Annotated in this window: 22 protein-coding genes and 1 tRNA gene; 12 read left to right on the top strand and 11 right to left on the bottom strand. The window is 63.3% G+C overall.

Annotation, left to right across the window (positions count from 1 at the left end):
- Positions 1–2: 2 nt before the first annotated feature.
- Positions 3–4,721, bottom strand: a complete 4,719-nt coding sequence (gltB, locus tag ACXJKO_RS10540; protein WP_457091040.1) for a glutamate synthase large subunit — start codon at positions 4,719–4,721, stop codon at positions 3–5.
- Positions 4,722–5,219: 498 nt separating this feature from the next.
- Between gltB and ACXJKO_RS10535 the strand changes: the two genes are divergently transcribed.
- Positions 5,220–6,296: a threonine aldolase family protein gene (locus tag ACXJKO_RS10535; protein ID WP_457091039.1), complete on the top strand. Its 1,077-nt coding sequence runs from the start codon at positions 5,220–5,222 to the stop codon at positions 6,294–6,296.
- A 169-nt stretch (positions 6,297–6,465) separates the two neighbouring features.
- Here the strand turns inward: ACXJKO_RS10535 and ACXJKO_RS10530 are convergent, their stop codons facing one another.
- Positions 6,466–6,924, bottom strand: coding sequence for an Hsp20 family protein (locus ACXJKO_RS10530; protein ID WP_457091038.1), 459 nt, complete (start codon positions 6,922–6,924; stop codon positions 6,466–6,468).
- A 195-nt stretch (positions 6,925–7,119) separates the two neighbouring features.
- On the opposite strand from ACXJKO_RS10530, the gene ACXJKO_RS10525 reads away from it, so the two are divergent.
- Entirely contained in the window at positions 7,120–8,181 is a 1,062-nt protein-coding gene (locus ACXJKO_RS10525) for an alpha/beta fold hydrolase (protein ID WP_457091037.1), read from the top strand.
- On the opposite strand, the gene hisN is transcribed toward ACXJKO_RS10525, so the two are convergent.
- Complete coding sequence (gene hisN / locus ACXJKO_RS10520; RefSeq protein ID WP_457091036.1) at positions 8,101–8,883, bottom strand: histidinol-phosphatase; 783 nt, start codon at positions 8,881–8,883, stop codon at positions 8,101–8,103. The two genes, ACXJKO_RS10525 and hisN, sit on opposite strands and share 81 nt — an antisense overlap.
- A gap of 207 nt (positions 8,884–9,090) precedes the next feature.
- Between hisN and ACXJKO_RS10515 the strand changes: the two genes are divergently transcribed.
- On the top strand, positions 9,091–10,350 hold the full coding sequence (locus ACXJKO_RS10515) for an MFS transporter (RefSeq protein ID WP_457091035.1): 1,260 nt from the start codon (positions 9,091–9,093) through the stop codon (positions 10,348–10,350).
- Between the two features lie 165 nt (positions 10,351–10,515).
- Here ACXJKO_RS10515 and ACXJKO_RS10510 read toward each other — a convergent pair whose 3' ends face one another.
- On the bottom strand, positions 10,516–11,406 hold the full coding sequence (locus tag ACXJKO_RS10510) for an N-formylglutamate amidohydrolase (protein ID WP_457091034.1): 891 nt from the start codon (positions 11,404–11,406) through the stop codon (positions 10,516–10,518).
- A gap of 172 nt (positions 11,407–11,578) precedes the next feature.
- Here ACXJKO_RS10510 and cpdR point away from each other — a divergent pair, with 172 nt between their 5' ends.
- The 5 genes from cpdR to ACXJKO_RS10485 all read left to right on the top strand — a co-directional run bounded on the left by cpdR (position 11,579) and on the right by ACXJKO_RS10485 (position 13,942).
- Positions 11,579–11,935, top strand: a complete 357-nt coding sequence (gene cpdR, locus ACXJKO_RS10505; protein ID WP_243374623.1) for a cell cycle two-component system response regulator CpdR — start codon at positions 11,579–11,581, stop codon at positions 11,933–11,935.
- 91 nt (positions 11,936–12,026) lie between these two features.
- Positions 12,027–12,101: transfer RNA gene (locus ACXJKO_RS10500), tRNA-Val, on the top strand.
- Between the two features lie 44 nt (positions 12,102–12,145).
- Complete coding sequence (gene ykgO, locus ACXJKO_RS10495; RefSeq protein WP_009763379.1) at positions 12,146–12,271, top strand: type B 50S ribosomal protein L36; 126 nt, start codon at positions 12,146–12,148, stop codon at positions 12,269–12,271.
- A gap of 81 nt (positions 12,272–12,352) precedes the next feature.
- A complete protein-coding gene (locus ACXJKO_RS10490) occupies positions 12,353–12,943 on the top strand; it encodes a tetratricopeptide repeat protein (RefSeq protein WP_457091033.1) in 591 nt (196 codons plus the stop codon).
- A 12-nt stretch (positions 12,944–12,955) separates the two neighbouring features.
- A complete protein-coding gene (locus tag ACXJKO_RS10485) occupies positions 12,956–13,942 on the top strand; it encodes an alpha/beta fold hydrolase (RefSeq protein ID WP_457091032.1) in 987 nt (328 codons plus the stop codon).
- Between the two features lie 124 nt (positions 13,943–14,066).
- Here the strand turns inward: ACXJKO_RS10485 and pyk are convergent, their stop codons facing one another.
- The 3 genes from pyk to ACXJKO_RS10470 all read right to left on the bottom strand — a co-directional run bounded on the left by pyk (position 14,067) and on the right by ACXJKO_RS10470 (position 17,087).
- On the bottom strand, positions 14,067–15,503 hold the full coding sequence (pyk, locus tag ACXJKO_RS10480; protein ID WP_457091031.1) for a pyruvate kinase: 1,437 nt from the start codon (positions 15,501–15,503) through the stop codon (positions 14,067–14,069).
- Positions 15,500–15,967, bottom strand: coding sequence for a DUF1036 domain-containing protein (locus tag ACXJKO_RS10475; protein WP_457091030.1), 468 nt, complete (start codon positions 15,965–15,967; stop codon positions 15,500–15,502). Before ACXJKO_RS10475 ends, pyk begins: the two co-directional genes overlap by 4 nt.
- Before the next feature lie 196 nt (positions 15,968–16,163).
- Entirely contained in the window at positions 16,164–17,087 is a 924-nt protein-coding gene (locus ACXJKO_RS10470) for a DMT family transporter (protein WP_457091029.1), read from the bottom strand.
- 115 nt (positions 17,088–17,202) lie between these two features.
- Between ACXJKO_RS10470 and ACXJKO_RS10465 the strand changes: the two genes are divergently transcribed.
- The 3 genes from ACXJKO_RS10465 to ACXJKO_RS10455 all read left to right on the top strand — a co-directional run bounded on the left by ACXJKO_RS10465 (position 17,203) and on the right by ACXJKO_RS10455 (position 18,691).
- Positions 17,203–18,051, top strand: coding sequence for an N-formylglutamate amidohydrolase (locus ACXJKO_RS10465; RefSeq protein WP_457091028.1), 849 nt, complete (start codon positions 17,203–17,205; stop codon positions 18,049–18,051).
- 20 nt (positions 18,052–18,071) lie between these two features.
- Positions 18,072–18,368 (top strand): DUF1244 domain-containing protein, encoded by a 297-nt coding sequence (locus ACXJKO_RS10460; RefSeq protein ID WP_457091046.1) that lies wholly within the window; start codon positions 18,072–18,074, stop codon positions 18,366–18,368.
- 65 nt (positions 18,369–18,433) lie between these two features.
- Positions 18,434–18,691, top strand: a complete 258-nt coding sequence (locus ACXJKO_RS10455; protein ID WP_404289535.1) for a DUF2312 domain-containing protein — start codon at positions 18,434–18,436, stop codon at positions 18,689–18,691.
- A 73-nt stretch (positions 18,692–18,764) separates the two neighbouring features.
- Here ACXJKO_RS10455 and ACXJKO_RS10450 read toward each other — a convergent pair whose 3' ends face one another.
- The 4 genes from ACXJKO_RS10450 to ACXJKO_RS10435 all read right to left on the bottom strand — a co-directional run bounded on the left by ACXJKO_RS10450 (position 18,765) and on the right by ACXJKO_RS10435 (position 23,874).
- Positions 18,765–18,911 carry a hypothetical protein gene (locus ACXJKO_RS10450; protein ID WP_457091027.1) on the bottom strand — a complete coding sequence of 49 codons (147 nt, stop codon included), beginning with the start codon at positions 18,909–18,911 and terminating at the stop codon, positions 18,765–18,767.
- Positions 18,912–19,218: 307 nt separating this feature from the next.
- The gene (locus ACXJKO_RS10445) at positions 19,219–20,862 is read right to left on the bottom strand and encodes a DUF882 domain-containing protein (RefSeq protein ID WP_457091026.1); all 1,644 of its coding nucleotides are present in this window, start codon (positions 20,860–20,862) and stop codon (positions 19,219–19,221) included.
- 141 nt (positions 20,863–21,003) lie between these two features.
- Positions 21,004–22,737 carry a L,D-transpeptidase family protein gene (locus ACXJKO_RS10440; RefSeq protein WP_457091025.1) on the bottom strand — a complete coding sequence of 578 codons (1,734 nt, stop codon included), beginning with the start codon at positions 22,735–22,737 and terminating at the stop codon, positions 21,004–21,006.
- A gap of 105 nt (positions 22,738–22,842) precedes the next feature.
- Positions 22,843–23,874 carry a sigma 54-interacting transcriptional regulator gene (locus ACXJKO_RS10435; protein ID WP_457091024.1) on the bottom strand — a complete coding sequence of 344 codons (1,032 nt, stop codon included), beginning with the start codon at positions 23,872–23,874 and terminating at the stop codon, positions 22,843–22,845.
- A 249-nt stretch (positions 23,875–24,123) separates the two neighbouring features.
- Between ACXJKO_RS10435 and ACXJKO_RS10430 the strand changes: the two genes are divergently transcribed.
- Positions 24,124–25,905 carry a M3 family oligoendopeptidase gene (locus tag ACXJKO_RS10430; protein ID WP_457091045.1) on the top strand — a complete coding sequence of 594 codons (1,782 nt, stop codon included), beginning with the start codon at positions 24,124–24,126 and terminating at the stop codon, positions 25,903–25,905.
- Positions 25,906–25,925 lie beyond the last annotated feature (20 nt).

Raw genomic sequence — 25,925 nt, 5'->3', positions numbered from 1 at the left:
CCTTATTCCGCCGCCTGCAGGTTCCGGAGACGATCCATCTCCTGGAGCGCGCGGCGGTACTCGACCGGCATGACCTTCACGAACTTGGTGCGGAAGGTCGTCCAGTTGTCGAGGATCTCCTTCGCGCGGGCCGAGCCCGTATAGGTGTGATGATTGGTGATGAGCTGCATCAGGCGCTCTTCATCGGGGCCGGACATGTTGGCCAGGATGTCGATGCGGCCCTTGGTCTCCAGATCGCCGCCATGGTGGTGGAGACGACGCATCAGGTCCTCTTCCTCCTCGACGGGTTCGAGATCGACCATGGACAGATTGCAGCGCTTGCCGAACGTGCCGTCCTCGTCGAGCACATAGGCGATGCCGCCCGACATGCCCGCCGCGAAGTTGCGGCCGGTTTGTCCAAGCACGACCACAAGGCCGCCGGTCATGTATTCGCAGCCGTGATCGCCCGTGCCTTCGACAACCGCGATGGCGCCGGAGTTGCGCACGGCGAAACGCTCGCCCGCCACGCCACGGAAATACGCCTCGCCGGCGATGGCGCCGTACATCACCGTGTTGCCGACGATGATCGACCGCTCAGGTGCAGCTTTCGTATCAGGCGACGGCTTGATGATGAGCTTACCGCCCGACAGGCCCTTGCCGACATAGTCGTTCGCCACGCCTTCGAGGTCGACTGTCACGCCCGCAGCCAACCACGCGCCGAAGCTTTGGCCTGCGGTGCCCTTCAACTTCACTTTGATCGTGTCGTCGGGCAGGCCCTCATGGCCGTAGCGCTTGGCGACTTCGCCGGAAAGCATTGCGCCCGCCGTGCGGTCGGAGCTGCGGATCGTCGCCTCGATGGTGACAGCCTGTCCGTTCTCCAGAGCGGGGCCTGCCTGCGCGATGAACTCACGGTCGAGCACCGTCGCGATGGGGTGAACCTGACGCTCGAGATGGCGGATGGCCACATTCGCGGGCACTTCCGGCTTGTGGAAGAGCTTCGTGAAATCGAGGCCTTTCGCCTTCCAGTGATCGATGGCCACGTTCTTGTCGAGAAGGTCCGACTGGCCGATCAGCTCGTCGATGGTGCGGAAGCCCATCTGCGCCATCAGCTCGCGCACTTCCTCGGCGACGAAGAAGAAGTAGTTGACGACGTGTTCGGGCAGGCCCTTGAAGCGCTTGCGCAGAACCGGGTCCTGCGTTGCGACGCCCACGGGGCAGGTGTTCAGATGGCACTTGCGCATCATGATGCAGCCCGCCGCGATCAGCGGCGCGGTCGAGAAGCCGAACTCGTCGGCACCGAGCAATGCAGCGATCACGACGTCACGGCCAGTGCGCAGGCCACCATCGGCCTGCAACGCCACGCGACCGCGCAGGCGGTTGAGCACCAGCGTCTGCTGCGTCTCGGCGAGGCCGATTTCCCATGGTGAGCCCGCATGCTTGAGCGAGGTCAACGGCGAGGCGCCTGTGCCGCCCTCGAAGCCGGAGATCGTGATGTGGTCGGCGCGCGCCTTGGCAACGCCTGCGGCCACGGTGCCGACGCCCACTTCCGAGACGAGCTTCACCGACACGTCGGCGGAGGGGTTCACGTTCTTCAGGTCGAAGATCAGCTGCGCGAGATCCTCGATGGAGTAGATGTCGTGGTGCGGCGGCGGGGAGATGAGGCCGACGCCCGGAGTGGAGTGGCGCACGCGGGCGATCTTGGCATCGACCTTGTGGCCGGGCAGCTGCCCGCCTTCACCGGGCTTTGCGCCCTGCGCCACCTTGATCTGCATCATGTCGGCATTGACGAGATATTCCGTCGTCACGCCGAAGCGGCCGGAAGCGACCTGCTTGATGGCGGAACGCTTGGAGCGTCCGTCGGAGAGCTTGCGGAAGCGCTCCGGCTCCTCGCCACCTTCGCCGGTGTTGGACTTGCCGCCGATGGAGTTCATGGCGAGCGCCAGGGTCTCGTGCGCTTCCTTCGAGATCGAGCCGAAGGACATGGCGCCTGTGGAGAAGCGCTTCACGATTTCCTGCGCGGGCTCGACCTCGCTTAAGCTCACAGGCGCGTGGCCGTTCTCCTCCGCGTTCTTGATGCGGAAGAGTCCGCGGATGGTCTTCAGCTCGTTGTCCTGCTCGTTCACTAGGCGCGCGAACTCGTGGTAACGATCCTGCGCATTGAGACGCACCGCGTGCTGGAGCGTCGCCACAGTGTCCGGGTTCCAGGCATGCACCTCGCCGCGCTGGCGGAAGGCGTATTCGCCGCCGACATCGAGGGCGTTGCGGTAGATCGGAGCATCGCCGAACGCATCGCGGTGACGGTGGACGTTTTCTTCCGCCACCTCGTCCATGCCGATGCCTTCGATGGTGGTCGCGGTGCCAAAGAAGTCGCGCGATACGAATTCGGACTTGAGGCCGATGGCATCGAAGATCTGCGCGCCGCAATAGGATTGGTAGGTCGAGATGCCCATCTTGGACATCACCTTCAACAGGCCCTTGCCGATGGACTTGATGTAGCGCTTGACCACCTCGTCCTCGTCCACCTCTTCCGGCAACTCGCCCCTGGCGTGCATGTCGGCAATGGTCTCGAAGGCGAGATACGGGTTGATCGCTTCCGCGCCGTAACCGGCAAGGCACGCGAAGTGATGGATCTCGCGCGGTTCGCCGGATTCGACCACGAGGCCGACCGAGGTGCGAAGCCCCTTGCGGATGAGGTAGTTGTGCACGGCCGCGGTCGCGAGCAACGCCGGGATCGGAATGCGGTCCGGCCCCACCATGCGGTCGGTGAGAATAATGATGTTGTAGCCGCCATGCACCGCTGCTTCCGCGCGATCGCAGAGACGGTCGAGTGCACCGTCGAGAGCGGATGCGCCGAGCTCGGCATCATAGGTGATGTCGAGGGTCTTCGTGTCGAAGCGGTCCTCGAAATGCCCGATGCAGCGGATCTTTTCCAGGTCCTCGTTGGTGAGGATGGGCTGGCGAACTTCCAGGCGCTTGCGGCGCGAGGTGCCTTCGAGATCGAGAATGTTCGGACGCGGGCCGATGAACGATACGAGGCTCATCACGAGCTCCTCGCGGATCGGATCGATCGGCGGGTTGGTCACCTGCGCGAAGTTCTGCTTGAAGTAAGTATAGAGCAGCTTCGGCTTGTCGGAGAGCGCGGAGATCGGCGTGTCCGAACCCATCGAGCCGACAGCCTCCTGGCCGGTCACGGCCATGGGCTGCATGAGCAGCTTCAGGTCTTCCGCCGTGTAGCCGAAGGCCTGCTGGCGGTCGAGCAGCGACACGTCGGTGCGCGACTCGCGCGCCTGCACGGGCTTCAGGTCTTCCAGCACGATCTGCGTGCGCTTCAGCCACTCCTTGTAGGGGTGCGCGTTGGAAAGCTGCTGCTTGATCTCATCGTCGGAGACGATACGGCCTTCCTCCAGATCGATGAGCAGCATCTTGCCCGGCTGCAGGCGCCACTTCTCGACGATCTTCTCTTCCGGAATCGGCAGAACGCCCATCTCGGAGGCGAGCACCACGAGGCCGTCATCGGTCACGAGATAGCGCGCGGGGCGCAGGCCGTTGCGGTCGAGCGTCGCGCCGATCTGCTTACCATCGGTGAAGCACACGGCGGCGGGGCCGTCCCACGGCTCCATGAGGGCGGCGTGATATTCATAGAACGCACGGCGATCGTCGTTCATGAGCGGGTTGCCGGCCCATGCTTCGGGGATCAGCATCATCATGGCGTGCGACAGCGAGTAGCCGCCACGCACCAGGAATTCGAGCGCGTTGTCGAAGCAGGCGGTGTCGGACTGGCCCTCATAGGAAACCGGCCAGATCTTCGAGATGTCATTGCCGAAGAGTTCGGAATCGACGGAAGCCTGACGCGCCGCCATCCAGTTCACGTTGCCGCGCAGCGTGTTGATCTCGCCGTTATGGGCGACCATGCGGTAGGGGTGCGCGAGCTGCCAGGTGGGGAAGGTGTTGGTGGCGAAGCGCTGGTGCACGAGAGCGATGGCGCTCTCGAAACGCTCGTCCTGCAGGTCGAGATAGTAGTCGCGCAGCTGGGTGACGAGCACCATGCCCTTGTAGACGACTGTGCGGGAGGAGAGGCTCACCGGATAATAGCCGGCGGTGCGCTCGTCCTTCATGTCGTAGACGGCGTTGGAGATCACTTTACGGGCGAGGAACAGGCGACGCTCGAACGTCTCCTGATCGTCCATGCCTTTGCCCTTGCCGATGAAGATCTGGCGGTGCTGCGGCTCGGTGGCCTTCACGCTCTCGCCGAGATCGCTGGAATCCACCGGCACCTCGCGCCAGCCGAGAACCTGGAGGCCTTCGTCGGTGATTGCCTTGGTGACGATCTCCTCAACGAGATTGAAGCCTTCCTGATCGCGCGGCATGAACAGGTGACCGACGCCGTATTGGCCTTCTTCCGGCAGCCAGATGCCGACCTTGGCGCATTCGGCCGCGAAGAACTTATGCGGGATCTGGACGAGGATGCCGCAGCCGTCGCCCATCTTGGGGTCGGCGCCCACCGCGCCGCGATGGTCGAGGTTGTGGAGGATCGACAGGCCCTGCTCGACAATCTCGTGCGACTTGCGGTTCTTCATATCGGCGATGAAGCCGACACCGCAGGAATCCTGCTCGTTCGACGGGTGGTAGAGGCCCTGCGCAACCGGCAGGCCGGGGTCGCGCACAACCTTGACCGTGTCCGTTTTGGCGGCTGTGCGGCTTGGGACTTGGGTTTCCAGGCTCTTCATCGGCACGTCGCTCATGGCAGATCCTTCACATCCGAACACTATTCTAGATTCTTCGAGGCGGTTTTCAGGCCGCCGGATGATGAGGATCGTCCGGGCGCCCGCCGCTTCTGGGGTTTCGAGGGTTGGGTCCGGCAGGGGAGCCCGCACCTCGCGGGCACCTTTGGGCTGTCTTCAGCCCAGAGTCGCCCGTTCCGCCCACGTTTTGCGGGCGGTTTTCGTGGTATCTCGTTTCGTTCGCGGCTGGCGAAGCATCAAGAAAACCTCAGGGACGAAAAAGGGGCGCGGGGCACCCCAAAAGGGACAGCATCGCTGTCCTAATGAAGGCAAAGTGCCAGAGATCACTGCAGGGCACAAGAGGGTTTAGAAAGATTTTAGACAAAAGTTACAAGCCGCTGACTCGGAATGTAACAAAAGCAATTTTTGGATAGCCCAAACGAAACCCTTCTCCGATGGGTCAATGATCTTGACATGTCGTTTCCGTTGAGGAGGGTAGCGCCTTCGAGGAGTAAGGTTATGAACTTCGCTAGCGACAATATCGTGGGTGCGAGCCCCCAGGTCATGCAGGCCCTCAACCAAGCCAATGCCGGGGCCATGGCGGCCTATGGAGCGGACGAGATCACCCGGCGGGTCAAGACCCGCTTCAACGAGATCTTCGAGCGCGAGGTGTCGGTCTTCTTCGTCGCCACGGGCACCGCCGCCAATGCGCTGGCCTTGTCCTCTGCCGTGCCGCCCTACGGGTTGTGCGTCTGCCACCGGGAAGCGCATGTGATCGATGATGAATGCGGCGCGCCGGAATTCTTCATGCATGGGGCAAAGCTCGTCGGGCTCCCGGGCGTCGGCGCCAAGCTCGCCGCTGAGGATGTCGCGGCCTATCTGCGCAGCCTGCCGAAAGCCGTGAAGCAGATGCCGCCCAAGGCCCTGTCGATCTCGCAGGTGTCGGAGTGCGGGTTGATCTACAGCCGTGAGGAAATTGCGGCTTTGAGCGCCGTGTGCCGCGAGCATGGCCTTGCCCTGCATATGGACGGCGCGCGCTTTGCCAATGCTCTCGTGACCCTGGGCTGCACGCCAGCCGAGATGACCTGGAAGCAGGGCGTGGATATTCTCTCCTTCGGCGGCACGAAGAACGGCTGTTTCATGGCCGAGGCCATCGTGGTGTTCAAGCAGGAGCTTGCGGAAGCCATGGATTACCGCGCCAAGCGCGCCGGGCAGATCGTCTCCAAGGGCCGCCTGATCTCCGCGCAGTTCGAGGGCTATTTCGCGGATGACCATTGGTACGCCAATGCCCGCCACGCCAACCGCTTGGCGAAGGTTCTCTCGGACGGCCTCGCCCAACTCCCCGGCGTGCGCCTGGCATGGCCGACCGAGGCCAATGAGGTGTTCGCGATCATCCCGAAAGCTGTCGACAAGGCTCTGAAGGAAGCAGGCGTTCTCTACCATCCGTGGACAGTGCTGAGCCTGCCGAAGGACGAGCGGGTCGGTTCGAACGAGCATCTGGTCCGGCTGGTCCTGTCCTTCGCCACCCGCGAGGCAGATATCGGGAAAGTGATTGAAATTGCGCGCATGGCCCTCGCCCGGCAGGCGGCGGAATAATTCTTTGCCCTAACCTTGCCGCAATCTCCCGCGATGTCTCCTCTCACGAGACCATTGACCAACGGGGTTCACCTCCAGCCCCGGCGGGATATCAAGGACCAGGTTTCAAAAATAAAAAAGCGCCCCGGCATGAACCGGGGCGCTCTTCGTTTGGGGCATTGAGAGAGCGTTAAGCGGCTCTCTGGGCCTCGATGGCCTGAGTGCCATTGGACGAAATCGGAATGAGCTTCGGCTTCTTTGCCTCAGGAATCTCGCGCACGAGATCGAGGTGGAGCAGGCCGTTCTCGAGGGCAGCACCCACAACCTGTACGCCATCGGCCAGTTGGAAGCGCCGGTCGAAGCTGCGCGCCGCGATGCCCTGATGGAGCACTTCAGCCTTGCGCTCGTCGGACAGCTTGCGCTCGCCGCGCACGGAGAGTGTGTTTTCCTTGACCTCGATGGTCAGGTCCTGATCGGTGAAGCCGGCGACCGCGATGGAGATGCGGTATGCATTCTCGCCGGTGCGCTCGATGTTGTAGGGCGGGTAGCTCGGAGCCGTGTCGACGCTGACCATCTGGTCGAGCATCGAGAACAGTCGGTCGAAACCGATCGTGTTGCGGTAAAGGGGAGCAAGATCGGACTGTCGCATGGCATATCCTCCTGAGAAGCAACATGCAGTTTTCAAAGTGATCCACCTCTGAGGCTGGATCGGGGTAGGTGTGCCGCCGTCATGGCCGGCACTGATTTGATGTGGGAATAGAGGGGGTTGTTCGCAAGGGGCTCGATTCTTGCGGCCCGTGTGCCCTATATTGAAGGGTAACAGCGTGACTCATGAGACCTGACCGTGGAATTCTTCCCGACCCCTGACAATCCCGTGCCCGGCGATCCGGTGCTCACCAGCATCACCACCGCCGATGGCGTTTCCTTGCGCGTCGCTTATTGGCAGGCCGAGACCAACCAGCCGAAGGGCACAGTCTGCGTGCTTCATGGCCGGGCGGAGTTCATCGAAAAATATTTCGAGACGGTGAGCGACTTGCTCAAGCGCGGCTTTGCCGTGGTGACATTCGACTGGCGCGGGCAGGGGCTTTCCGGCCGGCAGGTGAAGAACCCGCGAAAAGGCCATGTGCGGCGCTTTGCCGATTATCGGCACGACATCGAGGCCGTGCGCGATCAGATCCTGGTGCCGCTCATGCCGGAGCCGCATTTCGCGCTCGCGCATTCCATGGGTGGAGCGATCGCGCTCAATGCAGCTTATGAGAGCTGGCTGCCTTTCCGAAGGGTCGTCACCACGACACCAATGATCGGGCTGTCGCTGATCAAGCGCACGGGTTCCGCCACTATGCTCGCGCGCGTTTTAAGGCTGCTCGGCCTTGGCAAGATGTTCGTGCCCGGCGGCGGCGAGACGTCGATCTCCACCATGCCGTTCAAGGGCAATCGCCTCACCACCGATCCGGTGCGTTATGCCCGCAATGCCGATGCGGCGACCGCCATCGGCCCCGGCGCCATCGGTGCGCCGACGGTGGCCTGGATCGATTCCGCCCTGCGTTTCATGAAGTGCTTCACCGCGCCGAACTATGCGCTGAAGATCCGCCTGCCGACGCTCATCGTCGCGGCCGGCGACGATCCGATCTGCGCGACGCCGGCGACGGAGCGTTTCGCGGCGCGGCTGAAAGCGGGCCACGCCATCGTGATCCCCGGCGCGAGGCATGAGATTCTCATGGAGCGCGACGACATTCGTGATCAGTTCTGGGCGGCGTTCGATGCGTTCATTCCCGGCACGCCCGATCCGGTCTTCGGTAAGAAGCCGGATCTGGAAGCGCTCGGTTTAACGGCTGAGAAGCTCGACGGCGGCGGCATGGACGCGCCTATCGCCGGCCGCGACGATGCGCCCGCCTTGGGCGGCTGAACCGCCGTCCCAGGTGGTGACGATGCCGCCAGCACCCTCGATGATCGGCACGAGCGCCGCGATGTCGTAGGGCTTGAGGCCCGATTCCACGACGATGTCGATATGGCCTGCGGCAAGCATGCAATAGGCATAGCAATCGCAGCCGTAGCGGGCGAGGCGGACCACGCTCTCCACGCGGTCATAGGCGCGAAGCTCGTCGCCCGCAAAGAGCTTGGGGCTCGTGGTGGAGATCACCGCATCCTTCAGGGATTCGCAGCGGCGGGTCATCATCTTGCGCTCGCCGCCGGGGCCGCGATAGGTGGCGCTGCCGCCATCGCCGAAGAAGCGCTCGCCCGTGAAGGGCTGGTGCATCATGCCGAAGACGGGCCGGCCCTTGTGGGTGAGGCCGATCAGCGTGCCCCAGGTGGGCAGGCCCGCGATGAAGGCGCGCGTGCCGTCGATGGGGTCGAGCACCCACACAAAATCCGCGTCCGCGTTTTCCGATCCGAACTCCTCGCCGATGATGCCGTGCGTCGGGAAGCTGCGCTTGATGAGGTTGCGGATCGCCACCTCACCGGCCCGGTCGGCTTCCGTCACCGGATCGAAGGAACCGCCACGGGATTTGTCCTCGGTGGCGATCGCCGTACGGAAGAAGGGCAGGATCGCCTGACCTGATGAGGTCGCGAGCTCGTTGACGAAATGCGAAAAGTCGATGAGCCCCATGACGCGCGAATTCCTCTATGACTGTTCACGGGCGGATGCGTCCCGTAGTTACCCCGCTTTTATCAATCATGATACAAGCGGCAAGATAGCAGAGCATTTTTCGGCGAAGTGGATCCGGTTCGCCGTTAAAAAATGCGGAATAGCTAAAAGAAGAGACGGTTCCACGAAAGTGGAAGCGCCTCTGCCATTGTTTCGGGGGCGACGTTCATGGATACCGGCGTCAAAGTTGAGCCGACCCGCCAGGAGACGGCGCTTTTTCTCGTGGCGGCCCTGGCGGCGATCTATGCGATCAGCCAGTTCCTGCGCAATTCCATCGGCGTCATCGCCAACGATCTTGCCCACGAACTCTCGCTTTCGGCCACGCAAACCGGGCTGTTGTCCAGCGCCTTCTTCTTCGCCTTCGCGGCGGTGCAGATCCCGGTCGGCATCGCCATCGACCGCTATGGGCCGAAGAACACCATGCTAGTGACCGCAGCCCTGACGGTCGTGGCCACGTTCCTGTTCGCGCTCGCGCCCTCGGCCTCCGCCCTCATCGCCGCCCGCGCCCTCATGGGGCTTGGCTGCTCCACCTTTCTCATGGCGCCCCTGGTGATCTTCGCGAGGCGCTTTACGCCTTTGCGGTTTGCCGGAATGGCGAGCCTGCATATGAGCCTTGCCAATATCGGCACCCTGTCGGCCACCGCTCCGCTTGCCTTGTCCGCCGCCTATCTCGGCTGGCGGGAATCGTTCCTGGTCGTCGCCGGCCTCACCGCCATCGTCACGGTCATACTGGTATGGGCCTTGCCGAAGGACGACGCCAAGAGCGAGGGGCGGGAGAACTTGGCCGATGCCTTTCGCGGCGTTTCGAGAGCGCTCAAGGTACGCTCCTTCTGGCCGGTCTTTTTCGTGCACCTCACCACCTATGGCTGCTTCGCCTCCGTCATCGGCCTCTGGGGCGGACCGTGGCTGACGGATGTGCATGGGGCCGACCTAGAGGTCCGGGGCGGCATCCTGCTGGTCGCGGTGAGCGCGCAGATCGCCGGGCTGCTGACTTGGGGCGCCCTCGACCGCCATTGGGGAAGCTACAAACAGCTCGTGCTCCTGGCCGGATCGGCCACGGCTCTCCTGCTGATCGGCATCATCGTCCTGCCCTTGAGCCTGACCATGGCAACCATATGGTTTGCCCTATTCGGCTTCTGTGTCGCCTACACACCGATCCTTATGGCTCATGGAAAATCGCTCTTCCCACCTGAGATCATGGGCCGAGGCATCACGCTCATGAATATCGGAACGATGGGCGGGGCATTTCTCTCCCAGAGCATTACCGGCCTCCTGATCGACCTCGCCGGACGCAACGCGCAGGGAGCCTATACGGCCGCGAACTATCAGCTCGTTTTCGGCGCCCTGGCGGCTTGGCTGGCGCTCAGCCTCATCGTTTATACACGGGCTATCGATCCGCATCCGAGCAGGCATGCATCAAAAGCATAGCCGAAAGTCGAATTTCCTCTTGCAAATTGTGCATCGCGAAGTAATTATTGCAGTGCGATATGGYGATTGGCGTCGCCTTATCGTAGCCCTTCTTGGGCGTTTCCTCCCTAAACTTCGGGCCGCTTTCAGCGGCCTTTTTTCTTTTCTGGGCTCGATTTTCTTGAGTTATTCGGCCGCTATCGGCCGGCTCCTGAAATCGCCTTCGAGGTCGGAGATGACCTGGGCGAAAGCGAGCGTCAGGTCCGCGGAAAGCGCACCGAAGCCCGGTTTCTTCTGCATTGCACGCTCATCCATATAGAGCGACCGGTTGATCTCGATCTGCAGGGCGTGGCGGCCTTGGGCCGGCTCGCCATAATGCTCCGTGATGAAGCCGCCCGCATAGGGCTTGTTGCGGATCACMGTATAGCCCCGGCCCCTCAGGGCTGCTTCCACGAGATCGATGAGCAGGGTGGCGCAGGACGTGCCGTAGCGGTCTCCCAGCACGATATCGGCCTTGGTGCCCTCGTCGCGGCTCACGCTCGATGAGGGCATGGAATGGCAGTCGATCAGGACTGCTTGGCCGAACGTCTCGGCTGTGCGGCGCACCAGCTGGCGCAGGGTCCGGTGATAAGGCTTGTAGAGCCACTCGATCCGATGAAGCGCCTCATCCACGGGCAGGCGCGACTGATAGATCTCCTGACCGTCGGCGACGATGCGGGGAATCGTGCCCAATCCGCCCGCCACCCGCATGGAGCGGGTGTTGGCGAAGGGCGGCAGCCGCCCGTCGAACATGCGGGAATCGAGCTCGTAGGGCTCCCGGTTCAGGTCGAGATAGGCCCGTGGGAAGCGCGCGGCCAGAAGCGGAGCGCCGAGATCGGGCACCGCCGAGAACAATTCGTCCACGAAGGCATCCTCCGAACGGCGCAGGGCCATGGGGTCGAGCCTTGAGGCTGCGAGGAAGGACGCAGGGTAGATCGCGCCGGCATGGGGGGCGTTGAAGACGAACGGAATCGTCTGCCCCGCAGGCTCGGTCAGGATGAAAGGGGGGTCGAACTCATCGACGATGGCAGGCCGCATCGGAACAATGGCTACGCTGGAAAATCAAATCGTCGGGTTAGTGTAAGGCAGCGCCGCATTCTGTCTACGACAATATCGTTGCGTGGCCGCGTCGTTCTTTCACGGGTTATTTACCCAATTGGGCTCATGAAGGCATTCATCCTATCCGCCACGATTCGGGGCCTGGCAGCCGATGAAGATCCTTCTCGCTGAAGACGACAACGACATGAGGCGCTTTCTGGTGAAGGCGCTGGAGAACGCAGGCTACGAGGTAGCCCCGTTCGACAACGGCCTTTCGGCCTATAACCGCCTGCGGGAAGAGCCTTTCGAGCTTCTCCTGACGGATATCGTCATGCCGGAGATGGACGGCATCGAGCTGGCCCGCAAGGCCACCGAACTCGATCCGGACATCAAGGTCATGTTCATCACCGGTTTTGCCGCCGTGGCCCTGAACCCGGATTCACAGGCTCCGAAGGATGCGAAGGTGCTTTCCAAGCCCTTCCACCTGCGCGATCTGGTGAGCGAAGTCGATAAAATGATGGCAGCCTAAAAAGGTTGCCGATCATGACTTGCGCATATGCCCACTTGTGGGTATATCGCCTCCCACAGCCGAAGCGGGACGTCAAAAATCACCGTTTCCCGGGCGCGTAGCTCAGCGGGAGAGCACTACGTTGACATCGTAGGGGTCGCTGGTTCGATCCCAGCCGCGCCCACCATTTTCTTTTTTCCGGCCTTCCCGAAGGGCCGCAGGAGACCGGATATGAAGATCCGTAACTCGTTGAAGTCGATCCGCGGTCGTCACCGCGACAACCAGTTGGTTCGTCGCAAAGGCCGGGTCTACATCATCAACAAGACCCAGAAGCGCTACAAAGCCCGTCAGGGTTAAGTAGACCGCGGCAACGCCGCGCACGCTTTTATGAATTGACCGCGCATGCCGGGATCCTAAAATCCCGGCATGCGCTTTTTCATGGGTTTGTCGATCTTATCCTTAAGCTTCGTGGCACTCCCCTTGAGTGCGCAGGAATCCACGCGGCCGAGTGAGGCTCCAAAAGAGCAGGCGGCTCCGCCTCGTCCGCGCCCCACCACCATCGACGATCTCTTCGACCGGCTGGCCAAGGCCAAGTCCGAGCCGGAGGCCGAGGGAATCACCTCCCTCATCGAGCGGCGCTTCCAGCGTTCCGGCTCCGATACCGCCGATCTTCTCCTCAGCCGCGCCACGGAAGCCTTCGGCAAGAAGGATTATCCGCTCGCCATCGAGCTGCTCGACCGGGTGGTCACCCTCCAGCCGAACTGGGCCGAGGCGTGGTACAGGCGGGCGACCGTGTTCTACCAGATCGACGATCCGGTCGGCGCCATGGCCGACCTGCACCGGGCCCTTAAGATCGAGCCGCGCCACTTCAACGCCTGGACCGGCCTCGGCCATATCTTCATGGCCTCCGACGACAAGGCTCGCGCGCTGGAGGCCTATCGCCGGGTGCTCAAGCTCAACCCGAAGCTCTCGACCGTTCAAACCCTCGTGGACCGCCTCGGCCATGATGTGGATGGGCAGGATCTCTGATACTGAGCCCTGATGAGCGTCATCCTCGAGTTTCTCGCCGCATTCCTGCTGGTCGCCTTGGCCGGGGCGATCTTCACCTATGTCCATGGCTGGATCATCGAACGCCTTTATCCGCCGACAGGACACTTCATCTCAGTCGACGGATGCAGGCTCCATTATCGGGAAGAGAAGCCGGAAGGTGAGCCGCGCGGCACCATCGTTCTTCTGCACGGCGCATCGTCCAACCTCGTGGAATCCATGCTGGGCCTCGGCTGGCATCTGGCGCAGCGCTACCGGGTCATTGCCTTCGACCGGCCGGGCCATGGCTGGAGCGAGCGCAAACCGGGCCTGAGCGAAGCCGACCCCGCCCGGCAGGCAGCGCTGATTGCGGAAGCTCTGCGCAGGCTCGATGTCCGCAACGCCGTCATCGTCGGGCATTCCTGGTCGGGAACCATCGTTCCGCATTTCGCGCTCGACCATGACGATGTGGCGGGCGCCATCCTCGTCCTTGCGGGAATCACCACGCCCTGGCCCGGCGGCTATATCGGCTGGTATCGGCGCTTCATCGGCTCATGGGCGGGTTGGTTCATGATGCGCACGCTCGCGCTCCCCATCACGCTCGCCATGCGCCCATGGATGAAGCGCAAGACCTTCTATCCGCAGCCCGCTCCGCGGGGCATCGTGCGAAAAGGGTTCATTCCACTGGCGTTCCGGCCTCGCGCATATGAGGCCAACATGCACGACTTCGCCGTCATGTACGATGGGGTTGCCAAGCTGAGCCCGCGCTACGGCGACATCCGCATGCCGGTTGTGGTCGTGGCCGGTGATCGGGACGAGATCGTCTGGACCGATCTGCACAGCCAGGCCTTCGTGCATGCGGTGCCAGGCGCAAGGCTGATCCTGATGCCCGGCATCGGCCACATGCCGCAATATGCCGACGGCAGCACGGTTCTGGCGGCTATCGAAGAACTGGCGGAAGAGATCACTCTACCACTTTTACAAACACAAGCCTCATCCTGAGGAGCCGCGTCAGCGGCGTCTCGAAGGATCGTCCAGTAGTCTCTGGATCCTCCTTCGAGACGGTCACGGCATGACCTCCTCAGGATGAGGGTAGGGTGTTGTTCAAGTGCCTGAGCGCAGCCCCTCAAGCCTTGGCCGCGTGCTCCTGATTGATGAAGGCGATGCGGACCATGTTGGTGGCGCCGGGGGTGCCGAAGGGCACGCCGGCCACGATGATGATGCGGTCGCCGATGTCGGAATGGCCCTCGCGCAAGGCGAACTTGCAGGCGCGGAACGCCATGTCGTCCATGTCACTGGCATCCTTGGTGCGGATGGAATGCACGCCCCAGACGAGAGCAAGCCGACGCGCCGTGTCCTGGCTCGGGGTCAGCGCGATGACCGTCGAGTTCGGGCGCTCGCGGGCGATGCGGAAGGCTGTCGAGCCAGAGAAGGTCCAGGCTGCGATGGTCTTGAGGTTCAGCGTATCGGCGATCTGGTGCGCGCCGGCGGCAATCGCGTCCGAACCCGTGGCTTCCGGCTCGGTGTTGAGGGTGCGCATGATCGACCAGTAGTTCTGATCCTGCTCCACCTCTTCCGCGATTCGGCTCATGGTGGCCACCGCATCGACCGGATAATCGCCGGAGGCGCTTTCCGCCGAGAGCATCACCGCATCCGCGCCGTCATAGACGGCAGTTGCCACGTCGGAGACTTCGGCGCGGGTCGGCACCGGCGCGGTGATCATGGATTCGAGCATTTGCGTCGCCACCACCACCGGCTTGCCGAGTCGGCGGGCGGCGCGGACGATGCGCTTCTGGATGCCAGGCACTTTCTCGAGCGGCATTTCCACGCCGAGATCGCCGCGCGCCACCATGACCGCGTCGGAGATTTCCATGATTTCGTCTAGACGGGTAATGGCCTGCGGCTTTTCGAGCTTCGACATGACGAGGGCGCGGCCGCGAGCGACCTTCTTCACCTCGGCTACGTCCTCGGGACGCTGCACGAAGGACAGCGCGATCCAGTCCACGCCCGCATCGAGCGCGGCTTCGAGATCCGAGCGGTCCTTGTCCGTCATGGCGGCGACGGGGATCGTCGTGTCCGGCAGGCTCACGCCCTTGCGGTTCGAAATCTTGCCGGCCACTTCGACGATGGTCGTGGCGGAGCCTTCCTTCACGCTCTTCACGCGAAGACGCAGCTTACCGTCGTCGATGAGAACCGTATGTCCCGGTTCAAGCGAGGACAGGATTTCCGGATGGGGCAGGTGAACGCGGTTCACGTCACCGGGCGTCTTGTCCGCATCCAGCGTGAAAGTCTGGCCCGGCTCCAGCATGGCGCTGTCGCCATTGAACATGCCCACGCGCAGCTTCGGTCCCTGCAGGTCGGCGAGAATGGCGATGGGGCGCTTGAACTTGGCCTCGACGGCGCGGATGACCGCCACGCGTTCCTTCAGCCGCTCGCGCTGCAGGTGGCTCATGTTCAGGCGGAACACGTCGGCGCCGGCCTTGAACAGCTTCTCGATCATTTCCTGAGATTCGGAAGCCGGACCCAGCGTTGCGAGAATTTTAGTGCGCCGTGAGCGTCTCATGGTTGTGCCCCCCCAGGGCGGTTCGTTTCTGTGAGCTGGATCGTCCAGCTTTTTTGTTCACCGGTATCGACTTCGAAGAAGCCGCTGCGATCAAAGCCTCTCGCGAGGCAATCCTCCGTGCCGCGAATCGTGAACTCCCGTTCGCGCGTGCACATGAAGGAGCGTCCGCTCCATTCGCCGCCCCGGTCGTAATCGATCGCGTAGATGTAGTAGAAGCGGCCGCCGAGCTGCCCTTTAAGCAGGGTCTCGCAGCCGCGCGCATTCAGGTTCCACCAGCCTTCCGTCACCCAGCCTTGCGCATCGCGGTAGCCGAGCGCGATGCCCACGCGGCTCGACGTCATGTTGCACAGGCGCAGGTCCGCATGCGCGGGGGAGGCCATCAGGAACATCCCGCCGGCAACAAACGTCGCCAGCGCAAGGCTCCGCCGCCAGCGGGAAACCGATGTAAGCGATGCGGCAGTCATAGATGTCGATTCAGTCAATCTGTCAGGAATGAAATCGCACAATGCGTCGGAAAGTATGTCGAATCGTTGTCGGCCAGAAGTGAAAGCGCATCAAGCCAAAACAGCAGCGTTTTCGACATTTAGCCTGCTAAAAATCTCTTCTTCCGCACCGTTAAAGGCTTTTGACGAAGTTTTGCTCTTCGTTTGGAGGGGGAATTCAGTGCGCCTTCGCAGGTGCATCGGAGCGGGGCCGGGCGGCCCAGATGCCGAGCAGAATCAAGGCGCCGCCGAGCGTCTGCACAAAGGAGAGCGCTTCATTCAGGATGAGCCAGCCGAACAACGCGGCGGCCACTGCCTCCAGGAAGATTACGAGGGAGGAGAACACGGCGGGCAGCCGCCCCAGGGCAACCGCCAGAAGGCCTTGCCCGCCTGCATGGCTGATGAGGGACATGGCGGTGAGCGCCGCGATGCCCTGCCAGGTATGCGGCATCACCCGTGGATCGAGCACGAGGGCTACGATGAACAGGATCGCGGCCGTCACCACGGTGGCCTCGAATGTGACGCGGGCGGCACCCGCGTTTTCGCGTGCCTTTTCGACGGCCAGGAAATAGAGGCCGAAAAAGACCGCCGTGACGATGCCGTAGAGATCGCCCTGAATGCGGGTGGTGCCGATCTGAAGGCTTTCCCCGATCAGGGCCGCGCCGCCGGCAAGGCAGCATGCAAGGCCGATGAGCGTGCCCCTGGAAACCTTTTTTCTGAGGACGAGCCAGGTGATCAGCACCACGAAGAGCGGTGCGGTGGTGGCGAAGAAGGTGGCGTTGGCGACCGTCGTGTCGCGAATCGACAGATGCCAGAAGAACAGATCGCCGGCGAAGACGAGGCCCGCCAGCACATTGGCCTTGGCGAAGCGCACTTTCGGTTTGTCTTTGGGCGCTTTCGCTTCCTCAATCCGCATCCAGACATAGAGAACGGGAAGGCACAAAGCCACGCGCCAGAAGGCGCTGGCGAAGGGGCCGACATCCGCCAGGGCAAAGCGCACGAAAATCGGAGAGATGCCCATGGCGACCGCGCCGAGGCAGAGGGCCGTGAAGGCCGAAGCGAAGCCCGTGTCGAGGCGTGCGGTTGTGGATGTTGAGGACATAAGGGCTTTCGCAGGATTGTTGCGCGGTTGGTCGCGTTGTCACGTCTGGTAGGGCAGGTTAAGCCTTCACTTCAACCCTACAACTCCACTCAAGCTCAAGTTCTTAAATCCCGCCATGTCCGCCTCCCTCGCGCTCGAGAGCGCCGTCGAGCTCTCCCTCGAGACCCCCTTGGATCCTTGCCCCGTCGAGATCATCGAGGGGGCCGTCGAATCCGGCATTCTGCTTTTGTGCGATCACGCCTCGAATGCGGTGCCGCCGGATCTGGGAGACCTCGGATTGCCCGAGAGCCAGTTCCAGCGCCACATCGCCTACGATATCGGCGCGGCGGCGGTGACGCGCTCCCTTGCGAAGCGCCTGGGGGCGCCTGCGATCCTCACCCAATTCTCCCGCCTCATCATCGACCCGAATCGCGGGCGGGACGATCCGACGCTCGTCATGCGGTTGTCCGACGGCGCAGTGGTGCCGGGGAATGCCAAGGTGGACGAGGCCGAGGTGCAGAGGCGAATCGCCCGCTTTTACGATCCCTACGACGCCGCCATCGCGGATGCGATCCATAAGGCCATGGCAGCAGGCCACCCGCCGGTCATCGTGACGGTTCACAGCTATACGCCGGTCTGGCGCGGCTGGCCCCGACCCTGGCATGTGGGCATTCTCTGGGATGCGGATGACCGCTTCGCCAAGCCTCTGTTGGACGGCCTGATGGCGGAGGAAGGACTCGTCGTGGGCGACAACGAGCCCTATGATGGGGCGCTCGCCGGGGACACCATCGACCGTCACGCCACGATCCGGGGCCTCGCCAATGCGCTGATCGAGATCCGGCAGGATCTCATCGCCTCGGACGAGGGTGCGGAGGAATGGGCGGAGCGCTTCGCCAGGCTTCTCAAGCCTCTCGCTGCCCGATCGGACCTGCGCGTGCCCACGGCTTTCGGAACCCGCACGCGGGAGCGCCTGCGCCAGCACTGAGGAGAAGACCCGTGAAGGATTTGGATGCCGCGACCCGGACCGAACTGGAAGCCGCCGCTTTCCGCAGGCTCGTCGAGCATCTGCGCGAGCGGGGCGATGTGCAGAACATCGACCTGATGAATCTCGCGGGCTTTTGCCGCAACTGCCTGTCCAACTGGCTGAAGGAGGCTGCCGATGAGCGCGGCGTCCCGATGTCCAAGGACGAGAGCCGCGAGCATGTCTACGGCATGCCCTACGAGGAGTGGAAGGAGCGCCACCAAACGGAGGCGACTCCGTCGCAACTGAAGAATTTTGGAGAATCGAAGCCGAGGCATTAAACCGGCTTCAACCAAATGGGACGTAACACTGGCGCCAACGCCATTATCAATCAGGGGCTTCATTCATGGATGACGCAGCTTTCAACACCGAATCCGTCGCAGCCGACCAGCTGAAAGCCTTCATCGAGCGCATTGAGCGCCTCGAGGAGGAAAAGGCCGGCATCGCAGGCGACATCAAGGACGTCTATGCCGAAGCCAAGGGCAACGGCTTCGATACCAAGGTTCTCCGCAAGATCGTGTCCCTGCGTAAGCGCGACTACGCCGAGCGCCAGGAAGAGGATGCGATCCTCGAACTCTACATGCAGGCTCTTGGGATGGTCTGAGGCGTCTGACGTTAGGACATGTTTTCAAAAGGCCCGTTGCCTCGCGCTGCGGGCCTTTTTCTTTGCGTGCGAATCATGCCGCCAGGGCGATGGCTGCCGCGATCATGCCGAGCGAAGCCGACAGCCCGATCCAGTCGAGCGCCCGCGAAAGATCGTCGTCCACCGGCGAAGGCAAGGATGAGGGCTCACCCAGCACCTCTTCTCTTTCATCGTCGTCCATGGATTTCTCCAATCCTGCATAGAGTTGTAGGCCGCGAGGATTGGGCGGGCGATCACTCTTCGGTATTCGCAAACGATGAGACGGCGCGGAGGGGGTAACGACCCCGACGAGGTGAAGTGTCATCCCGGGCGAGCCGCAGGAGAGGGAAGGGGATCCACGATCAAGCGCGCCGCATGTGAATGGATTCACTTCCCCTCCGCTACGCTTCGGCCGGGAATGACAACCTTCCATGGCATCACCGGTACAAATCTAGCCATGAGTGGCAGGCCACATGAAAAAGGCGGGGTCTGTGCCCCGCCTTTTCGTTTTACCGTACCACCGGCAGCGGTTTTACCGCTGGGCCTGTGAACTTGTTCGTCGCCAAGTCTCCCAGGGGCTTGTTCGTGAAGCCCATATGCAGGCTGGGCTCTGCCGTCATGAGGGCACTCAGCGCCGTCGACGGCTTCTTCGGGGCGGATGGCCTCTGTTCGATTGGCGCCGGCTTTGCCTTGATATCCCTTGGCGTGGAGCCCGTGACCGGGATGTCCATCGGCGCCGCGGAGGCCACTGCGATCGGGCGGAGGTCCGGCCGTGGCGGCGGCAGGGGAACCGGGCCGACACCCGAATCCGTGGAGCCGCGCAGCTCGGCGAATACCGGGATCGGGTTCGTCGCAGCGAGCGAATCGGGGCGGGCGGGCGGCAGCGGCGCATAGGCGAGCGCCGTGGTCGGGATCAGCTCCTCCGGCGCATCGGGTCGGCGAGGCGGAATCGGTGCGAAGGCCATGCCCTGAGCGATGGAGAGATCCGAGCCGTTGGCACCCTGGCCCTCAGGCCCCTGCTGCCAGGCGAGCGTCGGGCCCGTCGGCGTATTGACGGTGCCAGGCGCGCCGTTGATGCGGGTTGGCGGGAGAGGGGCTGCCTGCGGCACCGAAAGCTCCTCGCGAAGAGCCGGGGCCATGGCGGCCACCACGGCAGGCGCGGGAGCGGGTTCAGGCCGCGCCTGCGCCACGGCAACCGGAGCCTGGCGTGCGACAGGCGCGTTCCGGTTCTCGTATTGCTGCATGGCGGCCGTAGGTGAGGCGTTGGAATCGTCCGCGTAATAGCCACCGGCATTGCCGCGCGAGGCAATGAGTGCGCGGCTCGGACGCGATGCGGTGCGGATTTCCTCCGCATCCTCCTCAGCGTCGTCGTCAAGACCAAACAAAGTCGCCCAGAAGCTCTTGCGGCGTGGTTGGGCGGCAATCGCTTCATCGGCATCCGCATAGGCCGAGTAGCCTGCCACCGTGCCGCCGGCAGCCAGCACGTCCGCGCGCGCCAGCTCGTAGCCGGGCAGGGGACGGCCGTCGGACGGAACGTGCACGGTCCTGCCGTCCGGGAAGATGCGGGTGAGCTGGTCACGGGTCATGCGCGGCCATGCACGCACGCTGCCCACATCGAGATGGACGAAGGGCGTGTAGGCGTTGGGGTAATAGCCCACGCCGCCGCGCTGCAGCCGCATGCCGATGGCGCGCAGGCGGTCGGCGGACACGTCAGGCAGGTAGAAGTCCATGGCCTTGCCCTGCATGTGCTGGCTGTTCTTGGCGACCGCGCTGGAGCGGCGGCGCAGCATGGAATTCGTCTGGGGCGAACGGTAGGCCGAGTTCACGCGCACCGGCGCGTCCGATCCGACCTCGCGATAGACCTCCCACACCGTGTCGAACAGGCGCGGATCCATGCGCGTCGACTCGGCCCGGCGCCAGTCGCGCAGGAACCAGTTGAGCTGCTGGAGGGCGCCTGAATCGTACTGGCCGTTTCGCCGGAACGTGACGGTCAGCGTCTCTTTGGTGTTGTTGTGATAGAAGGTCAGCGTGCGCGTGTCGCCGTTGGCAACGGCATTCTGCGTGCCGCGAACGCCGCCAGCCATGATGGCGAGAAAAGCCACGAGGCCGACACCGATGCGGCCCATGCGGCGGTTCGAACGCAATACTCTCACTGTAACACTCGTCTTGTACGCTACGCACCGCGTTACGGGCGCGGCAGAACCTTATAGTGAAAGGATCTTTGCCGAAGACGGTTACCTTCCGGTTAAGTGAGAGGCGAAAAAGCGGCGCAGATGGCCGCTTTCGGGCAAAATTCAGTTGGCGAGGTTGAGGGCGGCGCGCACCTTGCGGTCGAGGCCGTAGAGATCGGCGAAGGATTTCAGATCGCCTCTCTCGTCGACCGCGAGGGTGAAGTAGGTCAGGTGCACGGGAAGCGGCTGGGAGAGGTGAACGTAGCGCTCGCCCTTGCCGATGAGGCCGCGCAGCTTCTGCCCGTTCCACTTGCCGTCCTTGGCGAAGATTTCGTCCGCCAGCTCGAAGGGCTTGTCGACGCGCACGCAGCCATGGCTCAAGGCGCGCTTGGAGGCCGAGAAGAGATTGCGGTTCGGCGTGTCGTGCAGATAGACCGCGTGGTTGTTGGGGAACATGAACTTCACGTAGCCCAGCGCATTGCGCTCGCCCGGCGGCTGCTGCACGGAGATGGTGTTGCCCCGGCGGATGACCTTGTAGCCCTTGCGCGCCGCGTAATAGGGGTCCTGGGCAAGACCGGGCAGGATCTCCTTCTTCATGATCGACGGCGGGATCGTCCAGGACGGATTCACAACGAGATATTTCATGGTCTCGGAGAAGATCGGCGTCTGCGACTGCTCCTTGCCCACGATCACGCGGGTCTCGTGAACGGTGCGTCCCTGATCCATGAATTGCAGGCGGAATTCCGGCACGTTCACCATGATGTGGCGGGAGCCCAGATCCTGCGGAAGCCAGCGCCAGCGCTCCATATTCGCGATCAGCTCGGCCTCGCGCACCACGACGGAGGGGCCGGAGAGAGCGGCCACTGTCTGCGCGTTGAGAACCCCGTTCGTCGGCAGCCCCTTCTCCTTCTGGAAGGCCGCGACTGCGGAGGCCACGCGCTCGTCGTAGACGGTCTCGTTGCTGTCCTTCGTCAGGTTGAAGCGTGCGCGGATGAGCGGCACGCGCGGGTCCTTCATGCCTACGCGCAGAATCGGCCCTTTCGGCAGGCGCACGCTCGGCTGCGATGGATGGTTGGCGCGCAATCTGGCGAGGCGTTCTTTGAGGGCGCGGTAGCCTTCATGCGGCGGATTGTAGGCGCCGAGCGCCGCATCGGCGTTTTTCGCGATGCTCACCTTCGCCAGCACCTCGCCAGCCTCGGGCAGTTCAAGCTTGGGCGTAACAAGCGCCGACAGGCGGGATGGCTCGATGCGTCCACCGCGCGCGTCGCGAGCATAGCGAACCACTGAGGCGGAAAGTTTCAGGTCGGCCTCGGCCCATTGCGCAGGTGCGGCATCCTTGCGCATTTTAAAATCGGGCAGGGGATAATCGGCGGGAACGAGACCATCCTCGTCCGCAGCCTTCAACCGCGCGGCGACAGCCYGCGCGGCGGGTGTCCAGGCGCCGTCCCGCACCCAGGCGAGAGGCTTCTCGGCCTGCGCGTAATAGGCGGTGAGCGATTCGCGCTCAATCTTGCCCAGGCGCATCTGGCGCATCGCGCCGTCATCCGCGAGCAGGCCTTCCACGGCCATGCGCAGCACGTCCTGCTGCATCAGGGCCGTCACGGGCGCGGGATCGGGCATCGGGACGTCGATGACGGGAGCAGGTTTCGTCTCGACCGTGTCGAAGGTGACGGGCGCGGGCTCCGTCACCGGGATCGCGACGTCATGGAACGAGGGTTCAGTGGGGCTTCCCGCAACGATGGGAGCAGGCGCATCCGGCGAGAGGCTGGTGCTGGTTTCCGCCATTGCCGAGAACGATAGAAGTGAGGCGGATCCCAACAGGCTCAGCCAGATCGTCGTCTTGCGCAAATCACGCATGACCGTGCTCCTCATCGCAATGGGGGGAGGATGCGGGACCCTCCGGTCTCAAATAATTTCGCCGGTGTGCAGGCACACCTCTGCTACGCTTAACGCACGAAGGCGTCAGGCGGCTGCATCGCTTAAGCCAAGTTCTTTCAATTTTCGGTAAAGGGTCGAGCGCCCGATTCCCAAATGACGTGAAATCGCGGACAAATGTCCTTGATAATGCACGAGGGCGAAGCGGATCGCGCGCTCCTCGAGCTCCGCCAAAGTGAGCATGTCGCCGCCCTCGCGAAGGAGCGGCAGCGCGTGCGGATCGGGGCGCGAAGCTGCCTCCGGCGGGCGGATCGGCGCCAGCATGCGCGCCATGGGCACGGGAGGCACTTCCACGCGAAAACCCTCCACATGGGCCGCGATCTGCGGGAATTCTCCGGGCGTCAGCGAGGTGCTCTCAGCCAGGATCACGGCGCGATAGACGGCATTTTCCAGCTGACGCAGATTGCCAGGCCAGTCATAGCGGGAGAGAAGAGCGGAGGCATCCGCCGACAATCCCCTGATCCGCTTGCCCTCATCCGTTGCGAAGCGCTCCGCGAAGAGCCGCGCCCATTCCGTGATGCCCTCGCGCTGGGCGCGTAAGGGGCGGATCGCGATGGGCAGGGCCTGGAGGCGGTAATAGAGGTCTTCCCGGAAATGCCCCCCGCGCACCCGATCAGTGATGTCGAACCCGGCGGAAGCGATGATCCGCACGTCGAGACGCCGTGGGGCCCGTGACGGAGCGTCATGCTGGCCCAGGAGATCCATGAGCTTGTCCTGGGCCTCACTGGTCAAGCGCTCGATGGTCTCGATGAAGAGCGTGCCGCTATTGGCCTCCCTCATGGCCCTGAGGAGCCCTGCTTCCGTAGCGTCGCGGGCGAGCGCATCCTCCGCCTGAAAGCGGATAAAGGTGCGGGCCTTGCGGTCCCCGGTCTCGTGGATCGCTTTGGCCAGCGCCTTCGCGCCGCTGCCGGGTTCGCTTTCGATCAGCACAGGCAGGGGAGAGCGGGAGGCCCGATCCGCCAGCCGCGCCATCTTCTCCCGCTCGGAACCCGCAACGAAGCCAGCCGCGCCCTGCCGGAGGGTGCGGATGTCGTCGGAGAAGAAGCTGGAAAGGGGCATCAGGCTGCAAGATAAAGAGAATCGGTCCGGCGATGCTGGGCGAGAAGGGTAAACCGGCTGTTAATGCGGAAAGCTTTCCTTCACTCCAAAGAAGGGAGCCCCGGTTGATCCGAAGCCTCTTGCAGCCAATATGTGTGGCATTCCTTGTCCCGAACCTCGTTACCGGTCATGGTCCAGACCCTGCCATCTCAGAAAGCCTCTCCCTTGCACCAGACATCCACTACCGGCGCCGCTCAGGTCGATCTCGGCATGCTTCCCGAATGGAACCTGTCCCATCTCTATCCGGGCACGGACAGCGATGCCTTCAAGCGCGATCTCGCCTGGGCGGAAGGGGAGTGCAAGGCTTTCGCGGCGGCCTATCGCGGCAAGCTCGATGCCATGGTGCGGGGCGACAAGGCTCCCGAGGCCCTGACCGAGGTCATCAAGCGCTACGAGGCGCTGGAGGATGTCCTGGGCCGCATCATGTCCTATGCGGGCCTCGTCTATTCCGGTGACACCACCGACCCGATCCGCGCCAAGTTCTATGGCGACACCCAGGAGCGCCTGACCGCCGCCTCCACGGAGCTGCTGTTCTTCGGGCTGGAGCTCAACCGCATCGACGACGCGGTGCTGGACAAGGCGGTGGCGGTTGCGCCGCTGTCCCATTACAAGCCGTGGGTCGAGGATCTGCGCAAGGACAAGCCCTATCAGCTCGATGACAAGATCGAACAGCTTTTCCACGAGAAGTCGGTGACCGGGCGCTCCGCCTGGAACCGCCTGTTCGACGAGACCATCGCATCCCTGCGCTTCAACGTGCGTGGCGAGGAACTGGCGATCGAACCGACCCTCAACAAGCTGCAGGACACGGACGAGCACGTCCGTAAGGACGCTTCCGACGCATTGGCGAAAACCTTTCGGGAAAACCTGCGCACCTTCACGCTCGTCACCAACACGCTCTCCAAGGACAAGGAAATCTCCGACCGCTGGCGCGGCTTCGAGGACGTGGCGGATTCCCGCCATCTCGCCAACCGTGTCGAGCGCGAGGTCGTGGAAGCGCTGGTCTCCGCCGTGCGCGAGGCCTACCCGCGCCTGTCGCACCGCTACTATGCACTGAAGGCCAAGTGGTTCGGCAAGGACAAGCTCGACCATTGGGACCGCAATGCGCCGCTGCCGAAAGTGGAGCAGCGCTCGATTCCCTGGAACGAGGCGCGCGACACGGTGCTCTCCGCCTATTCCGCTTTCTCGCCGCGCATGGCCGATATCGCGCAGCGCTTCTTCGATGAGAACTGGATCGACGCGCCCACGCGTCCCGGCAAGGCGCCCGGCGCCTTCGCGCATCCGACCGTGCCATCAGCGCATCCTTATGTGCTGCTCAACTACCAGGGCAAGCCGCGCGATGTGATGACGCTCGCGCACGAACTCGGCCACGGCGTGCATCAGGTTCTCGCCGCACCCAACGGCGCGCTCATGGCGCCGACGCCGCTGACATTGGCTGAGACGGCCAGCGTGTTCGGCGAGATGCTCACCTTCCGCCGCCTCCTCGACCAGACCACGAATCCCGTGCAGCGCAAGGCGATGTTGGCGGCCAAGGTCGAGGACATGATCAACACGGTGGTGCGCCAGATCGCGTTCTATTCCTTCGAGCGGAAAGTTCATCTGGAGCGCCGCAACGGCGAACTGACCGCCGACAAACTGTGCGAACTCTGGATGTCCGTGCAGGACGAGAGCCTTGGTCCGTCGATCCGCCTGGGCCCGGGCTACGAGACCTTCTGGACCTACATTCCGCACTTCATCCACTCGCCCTTCTACGTTTACGCCTATGCCTTCGGCGATTGCCTCGTGAACTCGCTCTACGGCAAGTACGAGACCGCCAACGAGGGCTTCGTGGATCGCTATTTCGCGCTGCTCTCGGCGGGCGGCTCCAAGCCCTATGGCGAGCTTCTCGCGCCCTTCGGCCTCGATGCCCGCGATCCGTCCTTCTGGCAGATCGGCCTGTCGATGATCGAGCGGCTGATCGGCGAGCTCGAGGATATGGAGAAGGCGTCCGCTTAAGCGGCTGCTCTCGGCGTTCA

Source organism: Microvirga sp. P5_D2, assembly GCF_054049475.1.
Note: the sequence above shows the minus strand (reverse complement) of the source record. Positions and strands in the feature narration are given on the sequence as shown.

Bases quoted from the DNA above. Each gene is read 5' to 3' on its own strand.
- gltB (WP_457091040.1), bottom strand. From the start codon at position 4,721: ATGAGCGACGTGCCGATGAAGAGCCTGGAAACCCAAGTCCCAAGCCGC.
- ACXJKO_RS10535 (WP_457091039.1), top strand. From the start codon at position 5,220: ATGAACTTCGCTAGCGACAATATCGTGGGTGCGAGCCCCCAGGTCATG.
- ACXJKO_RS10530 (WP_457091038.1), bottom strand. From the start codon at position 6,924: ATGCGACAGTCCGATCTTGCTCCCCTTTACCGCAACACGATCGGTTTC.
- hisN (WP_457091036.1), bottom strand. From the start codon at position 8,883: ATGGGGCTCATCGACTTTTCGCATTTCGTCAACGAGCTCGCGACCTCA.
- ACXJKO_RS10515 (WP_457091035.1), top strand. From the start codon at position 9,091: ATGGATACCGGCGTCAAAGTTGAGCCGACCCGCCAGGAGACGGCGCTT.
- cpdR (WP_243374623.1), top strand. From the start codon at position 11,579: ATGAAGATCCTTCTCGCTGAAGACGACAACGACATGAGGCGCTTTCTG.
- ykgO (WP_009763379.1), top strand. From the start codon at position 12,146: ATGAAGATCCGTAACTCGTTGAAGTCGATCCGCGGTCGTCACCGCGAC.
- ACXJKO_RS10490 (WP_457091033.1), top strand. From the start codon at position 12,353: ATGGGTTTGTCGATCTTATCCTTAAGCTTCGTGGCACTCCCCTTGAGT.
- ACXJKO_RS10485 (WP_457091032.1), top strand. From the start codon at position 12,956: ATGAGCGTCATCCTCGAGTTTCTCGCCGCATTCCTGCTGGTCGCCTTG.
- pyk (WP_457091031.1), bottom strand. From the start codon at position 15,503: ATGAGACGCTCACGGCGCACTAAAATTCTCGCAACGCTGGGTCCGGCT.
- ACXJKO_RS10475 (WP_457091030.1), bottom strand. From the start codon at position 15,967: ATGACTGCCGCATCGCTTACATCGGTTTCCCGCTGGCGGCGGAGCCTT.
- ACXJKO_RS10470 (WP_457091029.1), bottom strand. From the start codon at position 17,087: ATGTCCTCAACATCCACAACCGCACGCCTCGACACGGGCTTCGCTTCG.
- ACXJKO_RS10465 (WP_457091028.1), top strand. From the start codon at position 17,203: ATGTCCGCCTCCCTCGCGCTCGAGAGCGCCGTCGAGCTCTCCCTCGAG.
- ACXJKO_RS10455 (WP_404289535.1), top strand. From the start codon at position 18,434: ATGGATGACGCAGCTTTCAACACCGAATCCGTCGCAGCCGACCAGCTG.
- ACXJKO_RS10450 (WP_457091027.1), bottom strand. From the start codon at position 18,911: ATGGACGACGATGAAAGAGAAGAGGTGCTGGGTGAGCCCTCATCCTTG.
- ACXJKO_RS10435 (WP_457091024.1), bottom strand. From the start codon at position 23,874: ATGCCCCTTTCCAGCTTCTTCTCCGACGACATCCGCACCCTCCGGCAG.
- ACXJKO_RS10430 (WP_457091045.1), top strand. From the start codon at position 24,124: ATGCTTCCCGAATGGAACCTGTCCCATCTCTATCCGGGCACGGACAGC.